Raw genomic sequence first — 18,162 nt, forward strand, 5'->3', positions numbered from 1 at the left:
AAAGCCCATTGACATATTCTGTAAATCCAGCTCCCATCGCACCAAACATTTCCTTATCCCACCCGAAAAAGCTTAATATTTGATTAAACGATAAAATCATTTAGTGGGCGCCTGATATCCACTAGACACATCACGCGCCATCGTACAGGCCTTAACCCAGTCTTCAACCGAGAGCAACTGGATCGTATTGATTCTTGAGCATCCACCAGATGACGCAACTTGAGCCGCAATTGCTGCAGCTGCAACATCATCTGGAAGTTCACAAATTACAATCGCGTCATCTTCCCCAAAAGCCATCAGGAAGTGAAGCATCTTTCCACCAAAGGTTTCACAGGCCTTGGCGATCATTCCAGATCGGTCAGTTGGATTCTCAACCATCGCTTTGATAGAAGCCGACGTGTACGTCGCTTTGTACATGTAGAGTGACATCATTCTCCCTGTTTATGTTGATAGACGGAAACCAATCGACACTACAGTCGATTGGTTTATCCATTATTTATTCGGTGCCTGGTACGCAGAAACCACTTTATTAGCAGTTTCCATCGCGGAAGTCATCGATTTGGAATCAATGACTTCAATCCCTTCAAATCTGGTAAAAGTTCCTGTAGACATCGTTACCATTTCCTCAGCTGTCATACTTTCTGTGTTGCTTTCTGCAATCACTACAATCTCTGCAGTACTCACACTAAAATAGACACTTTGCATATCGACTCCAACTGCGGCAAAGAGTTTACGAGCAGCAGCTTCTCGGTCTTGTGGGCTATCCACCATTCCTTTAAATGCTACATTGCTGTACTTTCCTCTGACAAGATATAAAGATATCTTTTACTCCAAATTAGTAATGATTAGTTATCTATTTTATAGCAATCGTAAGAAACCTTTCCTGGAGACAACTTACCTTTTGCTACACAAAACAGATTATTTAAGTACTTATACTTTTCTGAAGAAGTTTGCATTCTTGGATTAGTGAATGCGTAATGATCACCATATTCTGTAGAAATCTCTCCGGCAAGTGCTTTTTGGGTTTTTTCATTAATTACCCAACGACCTGTATACTCTAAATAGATAAGAGCCCCATCATCAGTTTCTAATGTTAGTCTGACATCTAAAACTAGGCATCCAGAATCATTAATTGTGCCCCACTCTCCACCCATAGAATTTCGCACTATACCTTGAATACTCGGACCTTTGAATGTTCCACCTGCAGTTTCAATAAACATTCTGTGACCAGTAGGTAAATCTCCCATATCATATGAATGCGGTAGATTAACTGTCATCTCAAAAAGTTTTTCAAAATTCATCTTAAGATACTCCTTTTTATACCAATTTAGGACTCTTTGCCGGGGGCTTTATAAACTCCAGAAAACTTGTTCATTGTGCCAATAATTGTGTCCAAATCCACAACTGGATAGAACATGATCTCTTCGAACACACCAGACATCTGAATCACCTGCTTCAGTCCCAGAGCTGTTGACCAATCAGGCACTTCCATCGTCACACAGACATCCAAGTCTCCTCCCAGAAAATCACAATCAATCAGCTTGGAATCAATTTGAGAGGCCATCCCCTCAATTTGCTTTACACGGGCTACGTAGCTTGAATCTTTCATTCCTTTGACAGCATCTTCTGAATAGACTCCCAAAATCTTTATTTTCATATTTCTCCTTTGCGGATGATGAAGCTCTCACTAGCAAGAAAATTAGTGAGAGCTGGTTAATCTGTTATTGTGAGGACTTCTTTATTAGTCTTAAGCCCAGTGCCAAATCTCCCACTTGGCATTTCCGCTTGGATCTACATCCCACTCGTAAATCATTGCTTTGCCATTGAGGCTCATGAGTGAAGGAGCAGTGGTTTCGAAGTAGCAGGCACCGCGGAATTTAGAGCCACCATCTTCCGTCATTCCACCTGATCCAGTCGCTCGGAAAGTAGCCACTCCGTCAGCAGCCATCACAATACCTGAATTTGGCAATTCTCCGTACATACTGCCATCTGCCCGCATTTCCGCATAGTAGGTCGACATTGTTTGAACCTGGACACCTGCCAATGTTCCGCTCCCTTGAACAGCCACCTCAAACTTGGGTAAGGTGCCCTGGGTGGGGAGGACTTTGTTTGCTGCAGTACAGGTCATCGATCCCATCTTTTCACCTAACATAAGAATCTCCTTGGTTTGTATGAATCAATCGTTTTCAAGCACATATTAGATAGTGCTCTCAGGCAATCTAGTCTGCCATACTCCCAACCACTTCTCCATGCATGATCATTCCCACGGAATAGTTTGCAATCACCTTTTCCAACATGACTCCAATGTCTTGCCAACCTGCTGAACTTTCCATGTGTGCCTGGCTTCCTTCTAGACCACGGTAGACCTCAGTCAATGCCATCATTGTATGACCAGTTGTACCTTCAGAAGGGTCCAAAGGATTTTTCAATTCCGAGGCTTTTGAGATCGTGTAGACCAAAGGGCTAGGCTCAGCCGGCCCCTGGTGGGTTGCCCGCATCCACTTCTCATGACTGGTAGCCAGAATGGCTTCCACTTCTGGCACTTCGGCGTCGGGTACACGAAACATGAAATTAAAGGTCCGACAACTTTTATTGATCATTTGTTTCTCCAGTTTGAGATGAAAATAGGAGTGATTATGGCTTCAAAGTCTCTGAGAGCGTTGCAGCTGCATCGGCATCCGTACCGACAGGAGTCACTTCCAGGTGACAGGTGCGGTTCCATTGTTGGCAATATTTCATGACTGCCTGGTAATCATCCGTCTCCACTACCATGAAGCCTGTGCTGGATGGCTCATGCCAGCGACCGATCAGCTTCATGCCGTACCATTTTTCCTCTCCACCGGCGAACTGAGTCTGAGTGACATGAATCAGTTCTTCCTTGATGGAATAAGAGATCTTGAACAACATTTTTCATCCTTTGCATTGAGAGTGTGAATGAGGTCAACATTCCCAATTGAGGGAATGCACTGAAAATCGACGCTTCGTTTTAGCCTTTGGCGTAAGTGGCTGCCGTAGAACCCTCGAATTCGTAGGCGATCACTTCCTCATCCCCAACAACCCAACCATCGTGACCAGGACCAAAAACATAGAAATCACCTGCCTTCACATCCAACTCGGAACCATCATCTGAAATTACATGGAGTTGACCTTGTTGAATGAAACCAACATGTGATTTCTGACAAGACTCAGTTCCAGCCAGTGGTTTGATACACTCAGACCACTTCCAACCTGGTTGCAGGCGGAGCTGAGAGGCCATTTGGCCATTCAACTCAACCACTGCCATCCGAGTCTTGTCTGGAGTACGAACGTCTTGAGAGTCCGCAAAATTGGCTTTCATCAAACTACTCATTTGTTTCTCCTGTAATGAGGAAGGGGAGGGCCCCTGGCATAGAAGGGGGAGGACTATGCCAAGGGCGGAGTGCCTGCAACCACAAAGAGCAGCAGGCAGACACAGCCAAAAGATTGATGTGAAATCAACTTCCTGGTTTAGAATAGGTAGAAGCTTCCTGCAACGCCTTTGCTCGTTCGAAGAGCGGCACTGCATCTGCAGCTCGCAATGCTGGAAGAGTGGTGATTGATTCAATAGCGCCTGATCCTCGAACCAACAAAGCATCAATCAAACTGAGTTCGTTGACATTTTGATCATCAGGAAACTCACTGACGATAATGAAATCGATCCCACCATTGAGCAAAAAATAGTAGTCAATCAACTTACCACCCAAAGCATCTACCATTTTTCCGAGCGCTTCTGCACGGTTTTCTGGTTTTGCAGTCAGCCCATTGAGGCCCTCTTTGCTCATCTTGCCATAGGTCACATAGATCATTGTACTCTCCGCAGTTGGTTGGTTTTGTATCAATCTGCTAGGGGAACCATTACGGTCGATTCAACAATGTGTCCTGCTTTTTCAATAGTGGCGGCGTTCTCTGGACTCTGCATGAAGGCCTGCATTGTGGCCATGTCTGCCACTTCAAACATCAAATGGACTTTCTGCAGATTAGCAGCCTCGACACCTACGAAAACGTCTTTGATATTGGCAGCGTCTCTGGCGGCTTTGTGTTCATCAAAGACTGCTTTCCACTCAGCATAACTTTTGGAGATTTCAAAATTGATCAAGAGTCTCATCACTCACTCAGTAGAAAAGTTTGGTTTATAGAAAATTAAGATTTGGTTAGGAATAAGGTGCAATGAGTTCAACAAATATCTTTGAAAGAAATAGAACTTGGCTAGAAAAAATGAAAATATCTGTTTTTATTCAATTTCTGCCTCTTGATATTTCATGTCTATACGGTGTGAAAAATTGCGATACGTTTTTTTATCAGGCTTTTTGTACCGACTGAGAGATAGACAGTCAATCAAAAATCTAGAAGTATTTCAAAAGAACCAATCGGGAAGCTTTTCTGTGGAATGTGGAATGGGCATCATGAGAGGATCGTCCGATTGGTTGAACCAATCGGACTGCAAAATAAGCTTTTTGGCGGAGCCAAAAGTTCTGGGGGTTTCAGGCGCTAGGAGAACCCTGAAGATTTGCGACAACTTGGTTCATTGTGCGCTGGTAGAAATCCAACCCCTGTCCCTGTGCGTAGAGAATCGCACCCTTCATGGAGGACAGGACAAGGTTTGCTTGATCCTTGGTTTCACCTACAAAGAACAATTCCTCGCTGGATCGGCCATCTTCGAGAATCGAGGTCAGCATAGATATCTCAGTCTCTTCAATCTTGGTCAGCACTCCCTTCATTTCTTCGTTAATGTTCCAACGATCTGCTTGGAATGAACTCACAGGACAGATTTTTTTCTCTTCAATCGATTTGACTCCCAGATCCAAAAAAGCCTGAAGCTTCTGGAGGGAATTCATTCTGGAATTCCTTAATTGATTTTCAATATCTTTAGCGAGCTCGAATCGATACTTCAAGTAAGCCAAACCCAGTTCCTGCTTTTTCGGGAAATGGTGGTGGATACTGGCCTTACGGATCCCCAGCCGCAAGGATAAATCATTATAGCTGAAGCTGTCATAGCCTTTGGTCTGAATCATTTCCCCAGCTAGCATGAGAATTTCTGACTGCCTCTCTCTCATATTTCTCCGTTTACTTCCAATGTGTGTTGAATGATATTGATTAGTTTGAAATCAATTATCCTAACTACTAAGTAGTAGTTTTCTCTCATACTAACAGAAAAATTGTGATATTTGAATATGTTTTTATATCTCTCCCTTAATTTATTATAATAAATATTAAGCTCTCTTTCATTATACTCATAATATCAAGTAACATTAAAAACACCTCCCATTCCTGAGATATGGTGCTCCAACATATGGCAGTGGAAGAGCCAAAGCCCAGGATTGTCTGCCACGAAAAAGAGGTGGGCCTGCTCTCCCGGATCCATCAAATAAGTGTCTCTTTTTTGTGGCAAAATGGTTCCTTTTCCCTCAATCCAAAAGTGATGTCCATGTAAGTGTATCGCATGTGGCCAAGCCGTATCATTCCAGAGTTCCAAAGCCACCCATTCTCCCAGCTCAAGGTCCGCAATGCGGCTGGTCGCCTGCATCATTTGACCGTTGAAAGCCCAAACTTTCTGGTGTTGTCGCACGGCTTCCTGAAGCGGAATGGTTTCTCCCTGGTATGTTACCTCACGCAAATTGCCCATTGCTCCCCCCTGCATATGAATGGGAATACGCCGGGCCTGCTGCAACTCCAACTTCGGTAGTGGCACCGATGGCAAGCGCAGTGCCGGCCTTGGGAAGGAAAATCGAGTGGTTACATCCGGAACAAAAGAGGCAGCAGTCAGAGTTTGGCTCGTGCTGACTTCCTGTAACTTAAATACATCAGGTCCTGCATCCACCAAAACATCCATCCGTTGAGCGGTCGCCAACTCTAACCCACGCTCATCAAGGGGAAAGGGCTCACAGGGGTAACCATCCAGCGCAATCACTGTTCCCTGAGAACCTTCCAGCTTTAGCCGAAGAACTCGAGCATTGGCAGCGTTGATCAGGCGCAAGCGTAAGCGGCTCCCACCAGAGATAGGAAATTGAGGTTGTAGCCGCCCGTTGATCGTGAACCAACTTCCCAATCTGCCGTTGTGAGACCAGTCGTGCATATTGCGGAAGGACGCTTCATCAATCTGCGCATTCTCATCTAGCCGCCAATCGTCCATGATCAGCACCAACTCCTGGTCAACTTCGATATCATCGTTACCCTGGACAATCAACGGACCATACAACCCACGAGCAACCTGCTCCCAGGCCATCGTATGAGCGTGATACCAGTAGGTCCCGGCATCTTTCAACGGTACGGTGTAAGTGAATTCACCACCGGGCGGCACTGGATCCTGTGTCAAACCGGCGACTCCGTCCATCGCGTTGACATTCCGGATCCCATGCCAGTGAATGGTGCTGGGAACAGATAGCTGGTTCCGAAAGCGTACTTGCAACAGGTCACCCTGGTGGGCTTTCAGGAAAGGGCCACCCAGCCGATCATTGTAGAGCCAGAGACGAGTATCCGGATTATCTGGGCCAGCCAAGTTCTGCACACTCTCCTTGGCGGTGAGATCAAATTCTACGATTCGTTGTGATGCCTCAGCTCGAACAGAAGTGTGTTTTAGGAAGGGAGTCGTGGCGAGTAGACCAGACCACTTTAAAAGATCTCTGCGTTTCAATGGCTTTCTCAATTGTCCTGTTGTGTTTCAGATGAAAATTGAACTTGAAATTAGAATAGCAGTTCATCATTGTAAGACGCAACAATATACCCTATACGGGTATAGGGTTCATGAATGATGATCTAGAAGCTTTGCACTAAAAAAGTATTTTCAATTCGAATACACAAACCCCACAACGAAATAGCTCATGGCAAGCCTCACTAAAAAATGGTCCAATTTTCAGCTCCTAGTCACAAGTATCCTAGTGCTTTTTTGGGCTGGGTTGGGCTGGGCTCACTCCAAGCAGGAATCCACAGTTCCAGCTAACAATGCGGTTCTAATGGAAGCTCCAGCAGAGTTGGTTCTGAATTTCGACAAACCCATGCGGATCACCAAGCTAGCGTTATCTGATCAATCTGGCAAAGACTACGAAGTTCAACGCACCGATCAGATGAAGCATGTTCTGAAGCTAGTTGCTCAATTGGATCCTGTGCCCAATGGTGAATACAAGGTAGATTGGAGGGGACTTTCAGAAGATGGGCATCCAATGAAAGGAACCTTCTCTTTCACCCTGAAGTGATTCTGCAAGAGATCTGGTTGGCCTTGGAGGCTCTCGATGAATTTTCTCTCAGTACTATCGCTGCTAAGACGCTGGCCTACTGGACCACTCTAGTGGCTGCTGGCTCAGCGCTGAATTTGCTCTGGCTCCATGAAACGGCTCCTCAAGTGATCCCGCTGCTTCGTTGGTTTGGCCTAATCTGCGCTGTCCTTGCGTTGCTTCTCAACTTCTCACTGATACCCTTACAAGCAAGCTACTTGATGGGAGAATGGTACGCCTTTCAAGACCCGATGATGCTCCAGGTTGCCTGGGAAAGTCCCCTTGGTGACAGCCTCCTTTTACGGGGGATTGGGCTCCTATTACTGCTTTTCATCATTCGTCCAAGCACGTTGACTCGGGGTATCTCTGTTCTTGGATGTGGTCTGATTGCCCTCTCCTTTGCCTTTCAAGGACACTCTCTCTCTGAACCACGCTGGCTACTAGTGAGCTTGATCACTCTTCATCTGCTTGGTTTGAGTTTCTGGATTGGGGGATTTGCTCCCTTGGCAAAACTGGCCAAACTACAAGAATCCGTGACAGGAGCAGCTGCTCAACAATTTGGAAAGATTTCCGTTTGGAATGTACTTTTGCTAGCGCTGGCAGGATCTGCATTACTCTGGTTTTTGACGGAGGGCAATTGGAATGTCCTGTGGACCGCTTACGGTCAACTTTTTGTTCTCAAGCTTCTTGGATTTCTGGGGTTGCTTGGACTGGCTGCATTGAACAAACTGGCTCTGACTCCAGCTTTGCTGCGAAATGATCCAAAAGCCTACGGTAGACTTCGTCTGTCCATCTCCATTGAGATGTTTTTTGCTCTATTAATTCTGGTGATTACGGCAACGCTAACCACCGTAGGAATAGAATAAAATAAATAGTTACAATCAAAACAACTGCTTTGTTGAAGAGATCTTTGTCGAATTTTAACAATACAGTGGTGCGGGATTATTATTTTTCACTGCCTTTAATTCATTTTCCATATTCATCGTGAATATCACTTCTACTACTTATTTTCGCCTGTTAGTGGTGCTGCTAGTTTTCAATGCAAACTGCATTGCACCGCCCATCTCAAAAGGATCTTTCTCGGCATATCAGGATCTGACTGTGGCAGCTAGCAGCATGCATCACAATTCAGAGAGCGAACACGATTCTAGTCCTAACAGTCACTCAGCTCAGCAACACAATCATTCTGTATCTTGCGCAGATTGCCCACTGATTGAAGCCATTCAACCAGTCCAAATTATCTTCCAGAAGATTCTAATAATTTGGGGGATCAAGCCATCCCTAATTTCCATACCTTACGAAAACATCACACCTCCCCCTGAAAGACTCCGTTTCTAATTGTGTGCGGCACTTGCCGTTAATCCTATTCTGAACACGGAGCTATCTATGTCGATTCTGGATTTTCGTGTGGGTCCACGAGGCCTGCGCATGACTGCAGTACTGTGTGTACTGTTGCTCTTCAAAGTCCAAACTGTTTCTGCACAATCTACCTGGCAAGATGCCAACCGCCTTGTAGATGCCCTGGGCGGTTGGCGCACTTACCTCCAGGAGCGTGCAACTGCACCTGAAAATTATCCTAAAATTCCAAGCACTGAGGAGATGATACGTCTCAAAGAGGTGCTTGAATTCCCTAACTCTACTGTTGAGCGAGTTGCCCAGCGTCGGCTGGAAAGTGAGCGGGCAAGAATTCGTTCTGCTCCCCTCTCTCCACCAACATTGAGTTATGCAGTCACTGAAAGTGAGGATGAACGCAGTCAGGAGTGGGGCATTCATCTTCCTATTGGGGCGTGGTTTGAACGCTCCAGCAGCCTAGCTTCTGATGATCGTAGCTGGGGAACTGCATTATCAGAAGCATTGCGGTTGGAAAGTCTTCACAGTCGTTCGCTGTCCTACGCTGAGGCTGTAGCTGCCAAAGCAGAACTGATTCAGACACTCGACCGACTGGAAATCAGCAGAATTTTGGAAGAATTCCTGAAACGTCAACGCTCAATTCAAGCAATTCCTGAAGGTGAGCTCCTAGCGATCCGAATGGAACTGGTTGATGCAGAAGCCCAGGCAGATCTAGCGAACGCTCGACTGCTACGAACGCTCGAAGAACTTGCTTATCAGCTTGGACTCTCTGTCGAAGAGACAGACTCCCTTGTAGACAGACTCCCCCTTGAACCCGAAGTGATCCCCGAGTTGCACACTGTTCCAAAGGTAAGACTGGATCTTCAACAAAGCAGAGATCTGATTGCCTTGCGTGAATCGGAACAGGGGCGAGCAACCGTTAGTCAATGGATGGGAGGTTTGGAACTCGGCTGGATGCAGGAACAAAGTGACGCAGGTCATGAATCACGGACGGTTGAAATTAGCTGGCGGCTGCCCTTTGGTGGAGAAGGGAGCAAGCGCTCCCAGATCAGTCAGTTTCAATTGGAAGAGGCTCAGGCCGAACTAGAATTGCGACATTTGCAGATCAAGCAAGAGCAGCGGGAAGTTGAGCGCCAAAAAGAGATTGCAAACAACCATCTGATTCGCGCCAAAGCAGGCCAGGAAGATGCCGAACTTTGGATGGAGGAACAACTCTACCGCTACAACGGAATGCTGATTGGTCCTCATGAACTGCTCCAAGCCGCCAGTCGACTGCGTAGTGCACGGAGTCGACTGATTCAAGCACAGCAAGGCCAATTTATCGCCCAGATCCAGGCTCATTTTAGCCAAGCCATTGCAATCAATCTACAACCTAATGCCACTGCTGCTCCAATGGAGTCTGCAGCCAGCGGTGGCCACTAATTCAGGAAATCAAATGAACACACGAAGACAATTCTTGGGAGGCCTAGCTTTGACCGGTGGCCTCGCTGCATTGAGTCACAAGGCTTTGGCAAACATTCCTGAAATTCAGACACGCAATGAACCAACGACTGCCCAACCTGTGGTAGATGAAAGTTGTGAGGTAAATTACTTACCTGTAACTACCTTAAACGGTTGGACTCTGGAGCCACGATGCCGTGATGGATTTAAGGAGTACCACTTGGTCGCCGAACCAGTTTTGCGGGAATTGGCGCCAGGAACTGTGGCTCACCTATGGGGATATAATGGTTCTAGCCCTGGCCCTACAATCGAGGTGATCGAAGGGGACCGAGTTCGGATCTATGTGACTAATCGTCTACCGGAACACACCAGTATTCATTGGCATGGTCAACGACTACCCAATGGAATGGATGGTGTGGTTGGTCTGAACCAAGAAGGTATTCCACCAGGAAAAACTTTTCTCTATGAGTTCGAAGCCAAACGACCTGGCACCTTCATGTACCACCCTCATGCCGATGAAATGACGCAGATGGCAATGGGTATGATGGGATTTTGGGTGACTCATCCTCGACAACCACATCCTTGGATTGAAGAGGTAGATCGAGATTATTGTTTCCTCCTCGGTGCATACGACATTGAACCAGGAGCTGCCGTGCCCAAGGTAAACACGATGCTCGAGTTCAATCTCTGGACCTGGAACAGTCGGATATTCCCCGGCCTTGATCCATTGGTGGCTGGACTGAACGAACGTGTCAGGATTCGCATCGGCAATCTGACAATGACAAACCATCCAATCCATCTTCACGGACATGAATTTGAGGTGACCGGAACAGATGGAGGACCAACAAGACCCGAATCACGCTGGCAAGAGGTGACCACTGACATTGCAGTCGGTCAGATGCGGCAGCTTGAATTCATTGCTTCTGAGGAAGGTGACTGGGCCTTTCATTGCCACAAGAGCCATCACACGATGAATGCCATGGGGCATGCTGTTCCTACACTCATTGGTGTGGACCATCGAGGTATAGCCGGCCGGATTGCCAGAATGGTTCCGGGCTACATGGCCATGGGAGAACGTGGTATGGCGGATATGACAGAAATGGAGATGGCAATCCCTGAAAACACGGCGCCAATGATGACTGGAGAAGGTCCATTCGGCAGCGTCGAAATGGGAGGCATGTTCAATGTGGTCAAGGTTCGCAGTGACTTGCCCAAAGGAGTCTATAGCGACCCAGGTTGGTATGCTCAGGGACCGAGGGCAGATTTGGTATCTGTTAGTCCAAAGATTGAACGGTCAAGCCAAAGAAACCAATCCAGTGTTGTTAATGAGTATTTTGCAAGAAAACCAATGTTTAATTCGAAAGGATGATCATGAAAAAAAGAAGTTTGCTTCTCGGGCTTAGTCTACTGACGGCTGTCTCCCCTGTTTCACTTATTGCCGGACCAGGGCATGGAAATGAAGAGCATTCCGAAGGGTTTTTTACCCGACTCAAAAATGCAGTTTTTGAAAGTTATGGTGAACAACTTCCCTTCGGTAGGGTTGGAAAGAGCAGTGAAGTCAGTAAGAAAGTCGCAATTGAGTTGAACGATCAGTTTCGATTTTCCCCTGAGGTGATCCCGGTGGCTGTTGGAGAAACGCTTCAACTGGATTTTAAGAATACTGGCCAAATACGACACGAATGGGTCATTGGAACTCCATTTGAAATTTCGGAACATCTAGAATTGATGCGCCGTTTCCCGGATATGGAGCATGATGAACCGCACAATGTTCACGTCGATCCTGGCCAGTCACACACACTGGTCTGGCAGTTTAATCGTCAGGGTCGTTTTGAATATGCTTGCTTGCTGTCAGGCCATTATGAAGCAGGCATGCGTGGATTTGCGGAGGTAAAATGAAGGCAGTTAAATCACTATTGCTACTAGGAATTTTCCTGCTTCCACAATTATTGTGGGCTCAGGAATGGGTGGATGGGACCATCCGCAGAATTGACACTTCTGGTCAAAAAATGACCATTAAACATGAGGAAATCAAGGAATTATTGATGCCTCCCATGACAATGGTCTTTCGGCTCAAAGACCCAATGTGGACTGTTCAGTTCAAGGTAGGAGATCCTATTCGATTCCGAGTGATAGACTTGGGGAATGGACGGCTACAGGTCATCGAACTAGAGAGAAAACAATGACCATTTAATTTTTCTATGAATGAGGCTGGTGCAGTTTAGCTTCGAAATCAGCCTCATTCGAATGAACTGCTTATGTGTCACAGTGACTTAGATAATTTACTTATCAATCGGGCGGATTACAGCAATTCTGTCCACCAAAGGACTAGAACAAGTGCTCCCGTTTCATCGCCCTGGCCATTGAGGATGTAAATCGTCAATCACATAGGGATGAACATGCACTTTTTTACCCGACAGATGTGGATGGTTGCTACTCAGGTCATCATGGCGATGCTCCAGATCCATGGGGTCGATTTTGGGCCAGGCTCTCCAGGCTAGCAAGCAGCCCAATAGACATCCCAAAGCGAGAATTCCAAAAGTCAGGGACAACTCCAAGTTTTCACACAGCCAACCTACGGTCGGATAAGCAATCAACCAACAAGCATGTGATAACGAGAAATGGGCAGCAAATAGTGCTGGGCGATCCTTTGTGTGAGCGGAACGTGTCAACAAACGCCCCATTGGAACATGAATCATTGAGTACCCAAAGCCCATTATCATCCAGATGGGCAAAAGCTCGCTCCATTTCTCAATGCTTGTTGCCATCCCAAGGCTGATCACCAGCATCAAAGAGCCAAGCAACATCACATTTCGCTCTGAATACCTCTCCAGTAACTTGGGAGACACCAGCGCAACAAGCATCGAACCAATCCCAAAGACTGTGAGGGTCAGTGCCGTGTCTTGCTCATTCAGTCCAAAATGCCCCTGTACTAGCACAACCGTGTTGACAAAGACCATTGCTCCAGCGGCAGCCACTACACCGTGAAGGATCAGTCCCCCCTGCAGACGAGGTGTTGCAAGATAGATTTGCATTCCACGGGTCACCCGTTTCAGGAAGGGTAACTGAGTTTTTTTGGAAAAAGGTAGACTGACCGTGCAGACCAGGGCAGCTGAAGCCAGGAATCCGCAGAATGTGCCTGCATATAGTCCCTGCCAAGTGACTACTGCTAGGAGTAACGATGCGAGGACAGGACTCAGTAAGGTTTCCAAATCGTAGGCCAGCCGAGATAGGGAGAGAGCCTTGGTATAGTCCTCCTCATTCTTCAGCAGATCAGGAATCGTAGCTTGGAACAGAGGGGTGAAGCCTGCAGAAGCAGCCTGTAGCAGAAAGATCAGTAAATAGATCTGCCAGATTTCAGTAACCCAGGGAAGTACCAACACAAAACCAGCTCGGACTAGGTCCAGCAGAACCAGCACTGTACGCCGAGGAAGATTCCCCAACAGCGCTTCGGCCACTGGCGCAATGGTCACATAGGCGATGATCTTGATGGCTAAAACAGTGCCCAAGATCACCCCAGCATTAGCTCCTCCCAATTCAAAGACGAGTAGTCCCAAGGCGACAGAAGCGAGACCCGTTCCCAACAGACTAACAGCCTGTGCAGCAAATAAACGTCGATATGCTGGGTGCTGGAGAACTCCTAACAAGGAAGCGTTGCCAAGCATGACCAAACTAGATCAATGGGTTGGGGTCCTTAAATTAGGCTTGATGAAAATAGACATCAGTCGAAGAGTTTTGAGTACAATCAACAATGACAATCAGAAGGGCAATTGTTCAGAGGAGAAAGGGCAGCGCCCTCTCAAATCAAAAAGTTTCAAGGTTTAGACCTGACTTGCTGAGGATGTCAAATCAAACGGATTGAATAAAGAATCGAATTGGTATTGTAGTCAAATTCTCATCTGAGCCTTAGCCCAAGAGGCCATTTGCCAATACCTTCCCGTCCTTATCGAACAGGTGAAGACTCGAGCGCTCGAGGTTCAGATGCAAGGGTTCTCCCCGTTTGACAGGGATCTGTCCAGCTTGGTGGACATTGAATGCACCAAGATCCTCAGAACGACAATAGATATAGGTCTCGCCACCGAGTTGCTCAGTCAATTCCACAACGACAGAAGCATCTGCTTCCTCTGCATTCGCTAATTTGATGTGCTCTGGTCGAATTCCAAAAGAGCAGCTTTCTCCCTCAACCAAGTTTGGTAGGGACTTGATCCGGATTTCAGTTTGCCCAGATTTCAAAATCCACTGCTCTCCTTCGCATGCGAGCTGGGCCTGAACAATATTCATTCTTGGGGAGCCAATAAATCCAGCAACAAATAGATTTTGTGGAGTGTTATAAAGTTCCAGCGGGGGTCCAGCTTGTTCTACTCGTCCTTGATTCAGGACCACGATTTGATCGGCAAGCGTCATTGCCTCGGTTTGATCATGTGTCACATAGATCATAGTGCCACCAATATTGGCATGAAGCGCAGCAAGTTCCTTGCGCATGGTGACACGCAACTCGGCATCCAAATTGGAGAGGGGTTCGTCAAACAGAAAAGCTTTTGGTTCCCGAACAATAGCACGACCGATCGCAACTCGCTGCCGCTGACCACCTGATAGTGCCTTGGGGCGACGCTTCAAATAATCTGTGATTTGGAGCATCTCTGCGGCCTTGGAAACCCGTTGGTTGATCTCATCTCTGGGCATCCGAGAGTTCTCCAAGCCAAAGGCCATGTTTTGATAAACCGTCATGTGTGGGTACAGAGCGTAGGACTGAAAGACCATGGCCAATCCGCGCTCAGAGGCGGCAACGTTGTTGACAACCTCGCCATTGATTTCCACGGCACCAGATGTCACATCCTCCAATCCAGCAACAATTCGCAGCAGTGTGCTTTTTCCACAACCCGAAGGACCAACAAAAACAACAAACTGACCGCTTTGCACCTGAAGATCAATACCATGCAACACTTCCACAGAGTCAAAGGCTTTGTAGACGTTTTTCAGCGCAATTTCTGTCATTTCATTCTCTTAGATTCAGCGACTACGCATTTTTGCAGCCAGGGTTGGTTCTGCACGCTGCATTCGCAAAGGTGGCAACCCTTTGAGGATCTGTGCAATGTCATCCAGCATCATCTCTTGAATCCGAGCGTAGGAAGCTCGTATACCCCCTGCTAAGTGCGAGGAAAACAAAATGTGAGGTGTTTTTCGAACAGGATCATCCTTGGAGACTGGCTCTTCTGGGAATACATCAATCGCTGCCCTGAATCGTCCCTGACCCGCCAACTCAACAAATGCTTCAAAATCCACAATCTCTGCACGACTCGCCAAGACTACTGTCGCGTCTGCCGGAATGGATTCCAGCAGTGCTCTTCCCAGAAAACCTTCATTCTCTTTAGTGACCCCAGCCAGCAAGAAGAGAAACTTTGATTTCGCCAGGATCTCGTCCAATGAAACAGGGATTAGCCCTTCTTTGCTGAGATATCCGCTAGAAAGCCACGGGTCATGCACGAGAATTTCAGGTTGGAACGGTCTCAACAGCGGCACCAGAGACTTGCCTAGATTACCGTAACCCACCATCCCCACCGTTGAATCGTAAAGACTGTAGGCTTTGGCATTGCCCCCGATTCCATAAGCTTCCTGAGTCTCTCGAAAAAGAGGATCTGCATGCCGAAGTCCTCTTGCCAGAGTGATCACCTGACCTAGGCAAAACTCCGCTACAGCAGGGGCCATCGCAGGTGCTGCAGAAAGGACGTGAATGCCCCGAGCATGTGCTTCCACGTAATCGATATTGGGTTCCCAGTTTGCCTTCACGTTGAGAATGGCACGCAGCTTTGGGGCTTGGTCCAATCTTTCTCTGGGCATTGCTGTTTGACCAATAATCACTTGAACTTCAGGAAGGATTTTCTCGACCAACTCATCTGGTGCCCGAGATCCAAAGTGGATCACCAGGTGTCCCAGATCCCTCAATATCTTCTCTGTTGCTTCAGAAAAAACCATTTCCTGATTCCGTGGGTAAGGATCCAGAAACAATAGCGGTTTCTCACTCATTTCATACCTGAACTGGCAATGCCTGTTGTGATGAACTTTTGTAGAAAGGCAAAGACCACCACCACCGGAATCAGGGTGACAACGGTCATCGCCAAAATGTAGTGCCACTGCACGTCCAGCTCACCTTGAAAGGCATTCAAGCCAACCTGAAGAGTATAGACCTCGGATCGATTAAGTACGATCAGCGGCCAAAGGAATTCATTCCAGCGCCACATGATTGAAAAGATTGCAAGGACAGCTACCGCTGGCATCGCTAAGGGCAGAACAACTCTCCAGTAGACCTGCCACTCCGTGGCTTTATCCATCCGCGAGGCCTCAATCAGGTCCTTGGGAATCGTCAGCATGTATTGTCGTAACAGGAAAACCCCAGTTGGAGTTGCCGCTCCTGGCAAAATCACAGCCCAGAGTGAATTGACCATTCCCAGTTCGGTCACCACCAGATATACCGGAACCAGAATCACTGTGATCGGAATCATTAGGGTGCCAATAACCAGCAGCATTACTGCATTGCGACCTTTGAACTCATAGATCGAGAGCCCGAAAGCAGCCATGGAATTAATCAGCAAAGTGATCAGGGTAGCCAGCGTCGTGACAATGACCGAATTTGTGAGGTAACTCAAAAAGTTGAAGCGCTCCAAAGGATCGAGGTAATTCTCCCAAGCCATGCGGAATTCACGAATGGGCTCTCGCTGCTTGATGGGAATCTTGTACTTGGTACTTGGCTCTGCCGGATCAACCATCTGGCTAATGATCCCAATCCGGCGAATTTGAGCCAGATCCTTGGTAGAACCATCTTCCATTGTCACACGATACATGGGGAGTGGTTTTTCATATCCTTCAACTGCTACCACAACTTGGCCCAATGGAGCCCAGGTTGGCGGAAATTCGAGCAATCCAGCTGAAGTCTTGAACGAAGACAAAACCAACCAGACAACTGGACCGAACATCAAGAAAATTCCCAAGCCCAGGTAACCATATGTGAAAAGATCGGTCCAATGCCAGCGCTTGCCACCTCGTCGGAGGGTAAGGAACTGCCAGATGCGGGCAGGAAGAGAAGCAGGCTCAACCATTGTCTTTCCATCTAGTGGCTGCTAACTGCAACATGGTGAGACCAAACAAAACTACTCCCAAAATGACGGAGGCTGCTGCAGCCAAACCAAAGTTTTGGATCTGATTCGTAAAGCCAGTATTGTAGATGTATTGAACAATGAATTGAGTGGCTGTGCCCGGACCACCTCCGGTTAGAACGTAGACCTCATCAAACGTCTGCACTCCCTTGATCAAGGCTAGCACAATCACCACCAGTAGATTGGGCCAAAGTAGGGGAAGAGTAATCCGCCAAAAAATCCGCTCTTGCTTTGTTCCGTCCATCTCCGCTGCTTCGTAAAGATCCGGAGGGATTGCCTGAAGCCCTGCAAGGATGATTAAAGTGTAGAAGCCCATGTGAGCCCAGATGGAAATGAAGATCGCCCAAAACATTGCCCATGCTGGACTAACAAAGAAAAGGATCTTGTCAAAACCCAACTCTACAAGCCAGGCGTTGAGAATGCCATCACGGAGTAAGATCCACTTCCAAATCAGCGCAACTACGACCGGGGAGAGTAAAACTGGGAAAAAATAAACTGATCGAAAGAATCCACGTGCCTGGATTTTTTTATTCAACACCAGAGCCGTGATCAACGAGAATAGAACCAGAAAGGTAAGCTGAAGGGTAATGAAGGTTGCCGTGTTGAAGAGACCTTTCCAGAAACGATCTTCACGGCAACTCAATGGGTCGGCGTAATTTCCACAGTCCAACAAAAAAGCATACTGTTCTGTACCTGTGAAAGTGCGGTCATCTAGATAAAGGTTTGTTCCCCCTGTCAGTGAAAAGGCGAAGTTCACAAACAAAGGCAGAACAACAAAAAGCCCAAAGAAACATAGATTGGGTAACAGAAAAACGTAAGGCATTGGGCCAAGCCCAAGCAAACTCTGGAGACGTTTCATCGGCCACTCAATGAAACGAAACAATAGGAAAAGCGGCCAAGTGATCAGAATTTTGAGGTGGAGCTGACCCGTCTCCGCATCCTTGAACTGAGAATGTTGAGCAAGTTCTGAATTCATTTTGAAGCTGGGAGACTCTTTA

At 47.1% G+C, this 18,162-nt stretch carries 23 protein-coding genes; 6 read left to right on the top strand and 17 right to left on the bottom strand.

Annotated elements, in window-relative coordinates:
- Nucleotides 1–96 precede the first annotated feature (96 nt).
- From P8O70_07035 to P8O70_07090, 12 genes are all read right to left on the bottom strand, one after another.
- Nucleotides 97–432 (bottom strand): GYD domain-containing protein, encoded by a 336-nt coding sequence (locus tag P8O70_07035; protein ID MDG2196631.1) that lies wholly within the window; start codon nucleotides 430–432, stop codon nucleotides 97–99.
- Between the two features lie 60 nt (nucleotides 433–492).
- Entirely contained in the window at nucleotides 493–822 is a 330-nt protein-coding gene (locus P8O70_07040; protein ID MDG2196632.1) for a GYD domain-containing protein, read from the bottom strand.
- Between the two features lie 23 nt (nucleotides 823–845).
- Nucleotides 846–1,301 (bottom strand): DUF3237 domain-containing protein, encoded by a 456-nt coding sequence (locus tag P8O70_07045; GenBank protein MDG2196633.1) that lies wholly within the window; start codon nucleotides 1,299–1,301, stop codon nucleotides 846–848.
- A gap of 26 nt (nucleotides 1,302–1,327) precedes the next feature.
- A complete protein-coding gene (locus P8O70_07050) occupies nucleotides 1,328–1,657 on the bottom strand; it encodes a hypothetical protein (protein MDG2196634.1) in 330 nt (109 codons plus the stop codon).
- 90 nt (nucleotides 1,658–1,747) lie between these two features.
- Nucleotides 1,748–2,152, bottom strand: a complete 405-nt coding sequence (locus P8O70_07055; GenBank protein ID MDG2196635.1) for a hypothetical protein — start codon at nucleotides 2,150–2,152, stop codon at nucleotides 1,748–1,750.
- Between the two features lie 67 nt (nucleotides 2,153–2,219).
- Nucleotides 2,220–2,600, bottom strand: coding sequence for a hypothetical protein (locus P8O70_07060; GenBank protein MDG2196636.1), 381 nt, complete (start codon nucleotides 2,598–2,600; stop codon nucleotides 2,220–2,222).
- A gap of 34 nt (nucleotides 2,601–2,634) precedes the next feature.
- Nucleotides 2,635–2,907 carry a DUF3303 family protein gene (locus tag P8O70_07065; protein ID MDG2196637.1) on the bottom strand — a complete coding sequence of 91 codons (273 nt, stop codon included), beginning with the start codon at nucleotides 2,905–2,907 and terminating at the stop codon, nucleotides 2,635–2,637.
- A 79-nt stretch (nucleotides 2,908–2,986) separates the two neighbouring features.
- The gene (locus tag P8O70_07070) at nucleotides 2,987–3,349 is read right to left on the bottom strand and encodes a cupin domain-containing protein (protein ID MDG2196638.1); all 363 of its coding nucleotides are present in this window, start codon (nucleotides 3,347–3,349) and stop codon (nucleotides 2,987–2,989) included.
- A 124-nt stretch (nucleotides 3,350–3,473) separates the two neighbouring features.
- Complete coding sequence (locus tag P8O70_07075) at nucleotides 3,474–3,824, bottom strand: GYD domain-containing protein (GenBank protein MDG2196639.1); 351 nt, start codon at nucleotides 3,822–3,824, stop codon at nucleotides 3,474–3,476.
- 29 nt (nucleotides 3,825–3,853) lie between these two features.
- On the bottom strand, nucleotides 3,854–4,123 hold the full coding sequence (locus tag P8O70_07080) for a DUF3764 family protein (GenBank protein ID MDG2196640.1): 270 nt from the start codon (nucleotides 4,121–4,123) through the stop codon (nucleotides 3,854–3,856).
- A 376-nt stretch (nucleotides 4,124–4,499) separates the two neighbouring features.
- Nucleotides 4,500–5,072, bottom strand: coding sequence for a TetR/AcrR family transcriptional regulator (locus P8O70_07085; protein MDG2196641.1), 573 nt, complete (start codon nucleotides 5,070–5,072; stop codon nucleotides 4,500–4,502).
- A gap of 185 nt (nucleotides 5,073–5,257) precedes the next feature.
- Nucleotides 5,258–6,649 carry a multicopper oxidase family protein gene (locus tag P8O70_07090; protein MDG2196642.1) on the bottom strand — a complete coding sequence of 464 codons (1,392 nt, stop codon included), beginning with the start codon at nucleotides 6,647–6,649 and terminating at the stop codon, nucleotides 5,258–5,260.
- Nucleotides 6,650–6,836: 187 nt separating this feature from the next.
- On the opposite strand from P8O70_07090, the gene P8O70_07095 reads away from it, so the two are divergent.
- The 6 genes from P8O70_07095 (at nucleotide 6,837) to P8O70_07120 (ending at nucleotide 12,199) form a co-directional block, all read left to right on the top strand.
- Nucleotides 6,837–7,208, top strand: a complete 372-nt coding sequence (locus tag P8O70_07095; GenBank protein MDG2196643.1) for a copper resistance protein CopC — start codon at nucleotides 6,837–6,839, stop codon at nucleotides 7,206–7,208.
- Entirely contained in the window at nucleotides 7,205–8,092 is an 888-nt protein-coding gene (locus P8O70_07100; protein MDG2196644.1) for a CopD family protein, read from the top strand. Before P8O70_07095 ends, P8O70_07100 begins: the two co-directional genes overlap by 4 nt.
- Nucleotides 8,093–8,612: 520 nt before the next feature.
- Nucleotides 8,613–9,998 carry a TolC family protein gene (locus P8O70_07105; GenBank protein ID MDG2196645.1) on the top strand — a complete coding sequence of 462 codons (1,386 nt, stop codon included), beginning with the start codon at nucleotides 8,613–8,615 and terminating at the stop codon, nucleotides 9,996–9,998.
- A gap of 13 nt (nucleotides 9,999–10,011) precedes the next feature.
- The gene (locus tag P8O70_07110; GenBank protein ID MDG2196646.1) at nucleotides 10,012–11,385 is read left to right on the top strand and encodes a copper oxidase; all 1,374 of its coding nucleotides are present in this window, start codon (nucleotides 10,012–10,014) and stop codon (nucleotides 11,383–11,385) included.
- 2 nt (nucleotides 11,386–11,387) lie between these two features.
- On the top strand, nucleotides 11,388–11,912 hold the full coding sequence (locus P8O70_07115) for a plastocyanin/azurin family copper-binding protein (protein MDG2196647.1): 525 nt from the start codon (nucleotides 11,388–11,390) through the stop codon (nucleotides 11,910–11,912).
- A complete protein-coding gene (locus P8O70_07120) occupies nucleotides 11,909–12,199 on the top strand; it encodes a copper-binding protein (protein MDG2196648.1) in 291 nt (96 codons plus the stop codon). Before P8O70_07115 ends, P8O70_07120 begins: the two co-directional genes overlap by 4 nt.
- A gap of 162 nt (nucleotides 12,200–12,361) precedes the next feature.
- Here P8O70_07120 and P8O70_07125 read toward each other — a convergent pair whose 3' ends face one another.
- The 5 genes from P8O70_07125 to P8O70_07145 all read right to left on the bottom strand — a co-directional run bounded on the left by P8O70_07125 (nucleotide 12,362) and on the right by P8O70_07145 (nucleotide 18,140).
- A complete protein-coding gene (locus P8O70_07125; GenBank protein MDG2196649.1) occupies nucleotides 12,362–13,660 on the bottom strand; it encodes an MFS transporter in 1,299 nt (432 codons plus the stop codon).
- Between the two features lie 259 nt (nucleotides 13,661–13,919).
- Entirely contained in the window at nucleotides 13,920–15,008 is a 1,089-nt protein-coding gene (gene ugpC / locus P8O70_07130) for a sn-glycerol-3-phosphate ABC transporter ATP-binding protein UgpC (protein MDG2196650.1), read from the bottom strand.
- A gap of 15 nt (nucleotides 15,009–15,023) precedes the next feature.
- A complete protein-coding gene (locus tag P8O70_07135) occupies nucleotides 15,024–16,037 on the bottom strand; it encodes an NAD(P)-dependent oxidoreductase (GenBank protein ID MDG2196651.1) in 1,014 nt (337 codons plus the stop codon).
- A complete protein-coding gene (locus tag P8O70_07140) occupies nucleotides 16,034–17,107 on the bottom strand; it encodes a carbohydrate ABC transporter permease (GenBank protein ID MDG2196652.1) in 1,074 nt (357 codons plus the stop codon). The genes P8O70_07135 and P8O70_07140 overlap by 4 nt, the downstream gene beginning before the upstream one ends.
- Complete coding sequence (locus P8O70_07145; protein MDG2196653.1) at nucleotides 17,100–18,140, bottom strand: sugar ABC transporter permease; 1,041 nt, start codon at nucleotides 18,138–18,140, stop codon at nucleotides 17,100–17,102. The genes P8O70_07140 and P8O70_07145 overlap by 8 nt, the downstream gene beginning before the upstream one ends.
- Nucleotides 18,141–18,162: the final 22 nt, after the last annotated feature.

The sequence above is a fragment of the SAR324 cluster bacterium genome, from assembly GCA_029245725.1.
Taxonomy (GTDB): domain Bacteria; phylum SAR324; class SAR324; order SAR324; family NAC60-12; genus JCVI-SCAAA005.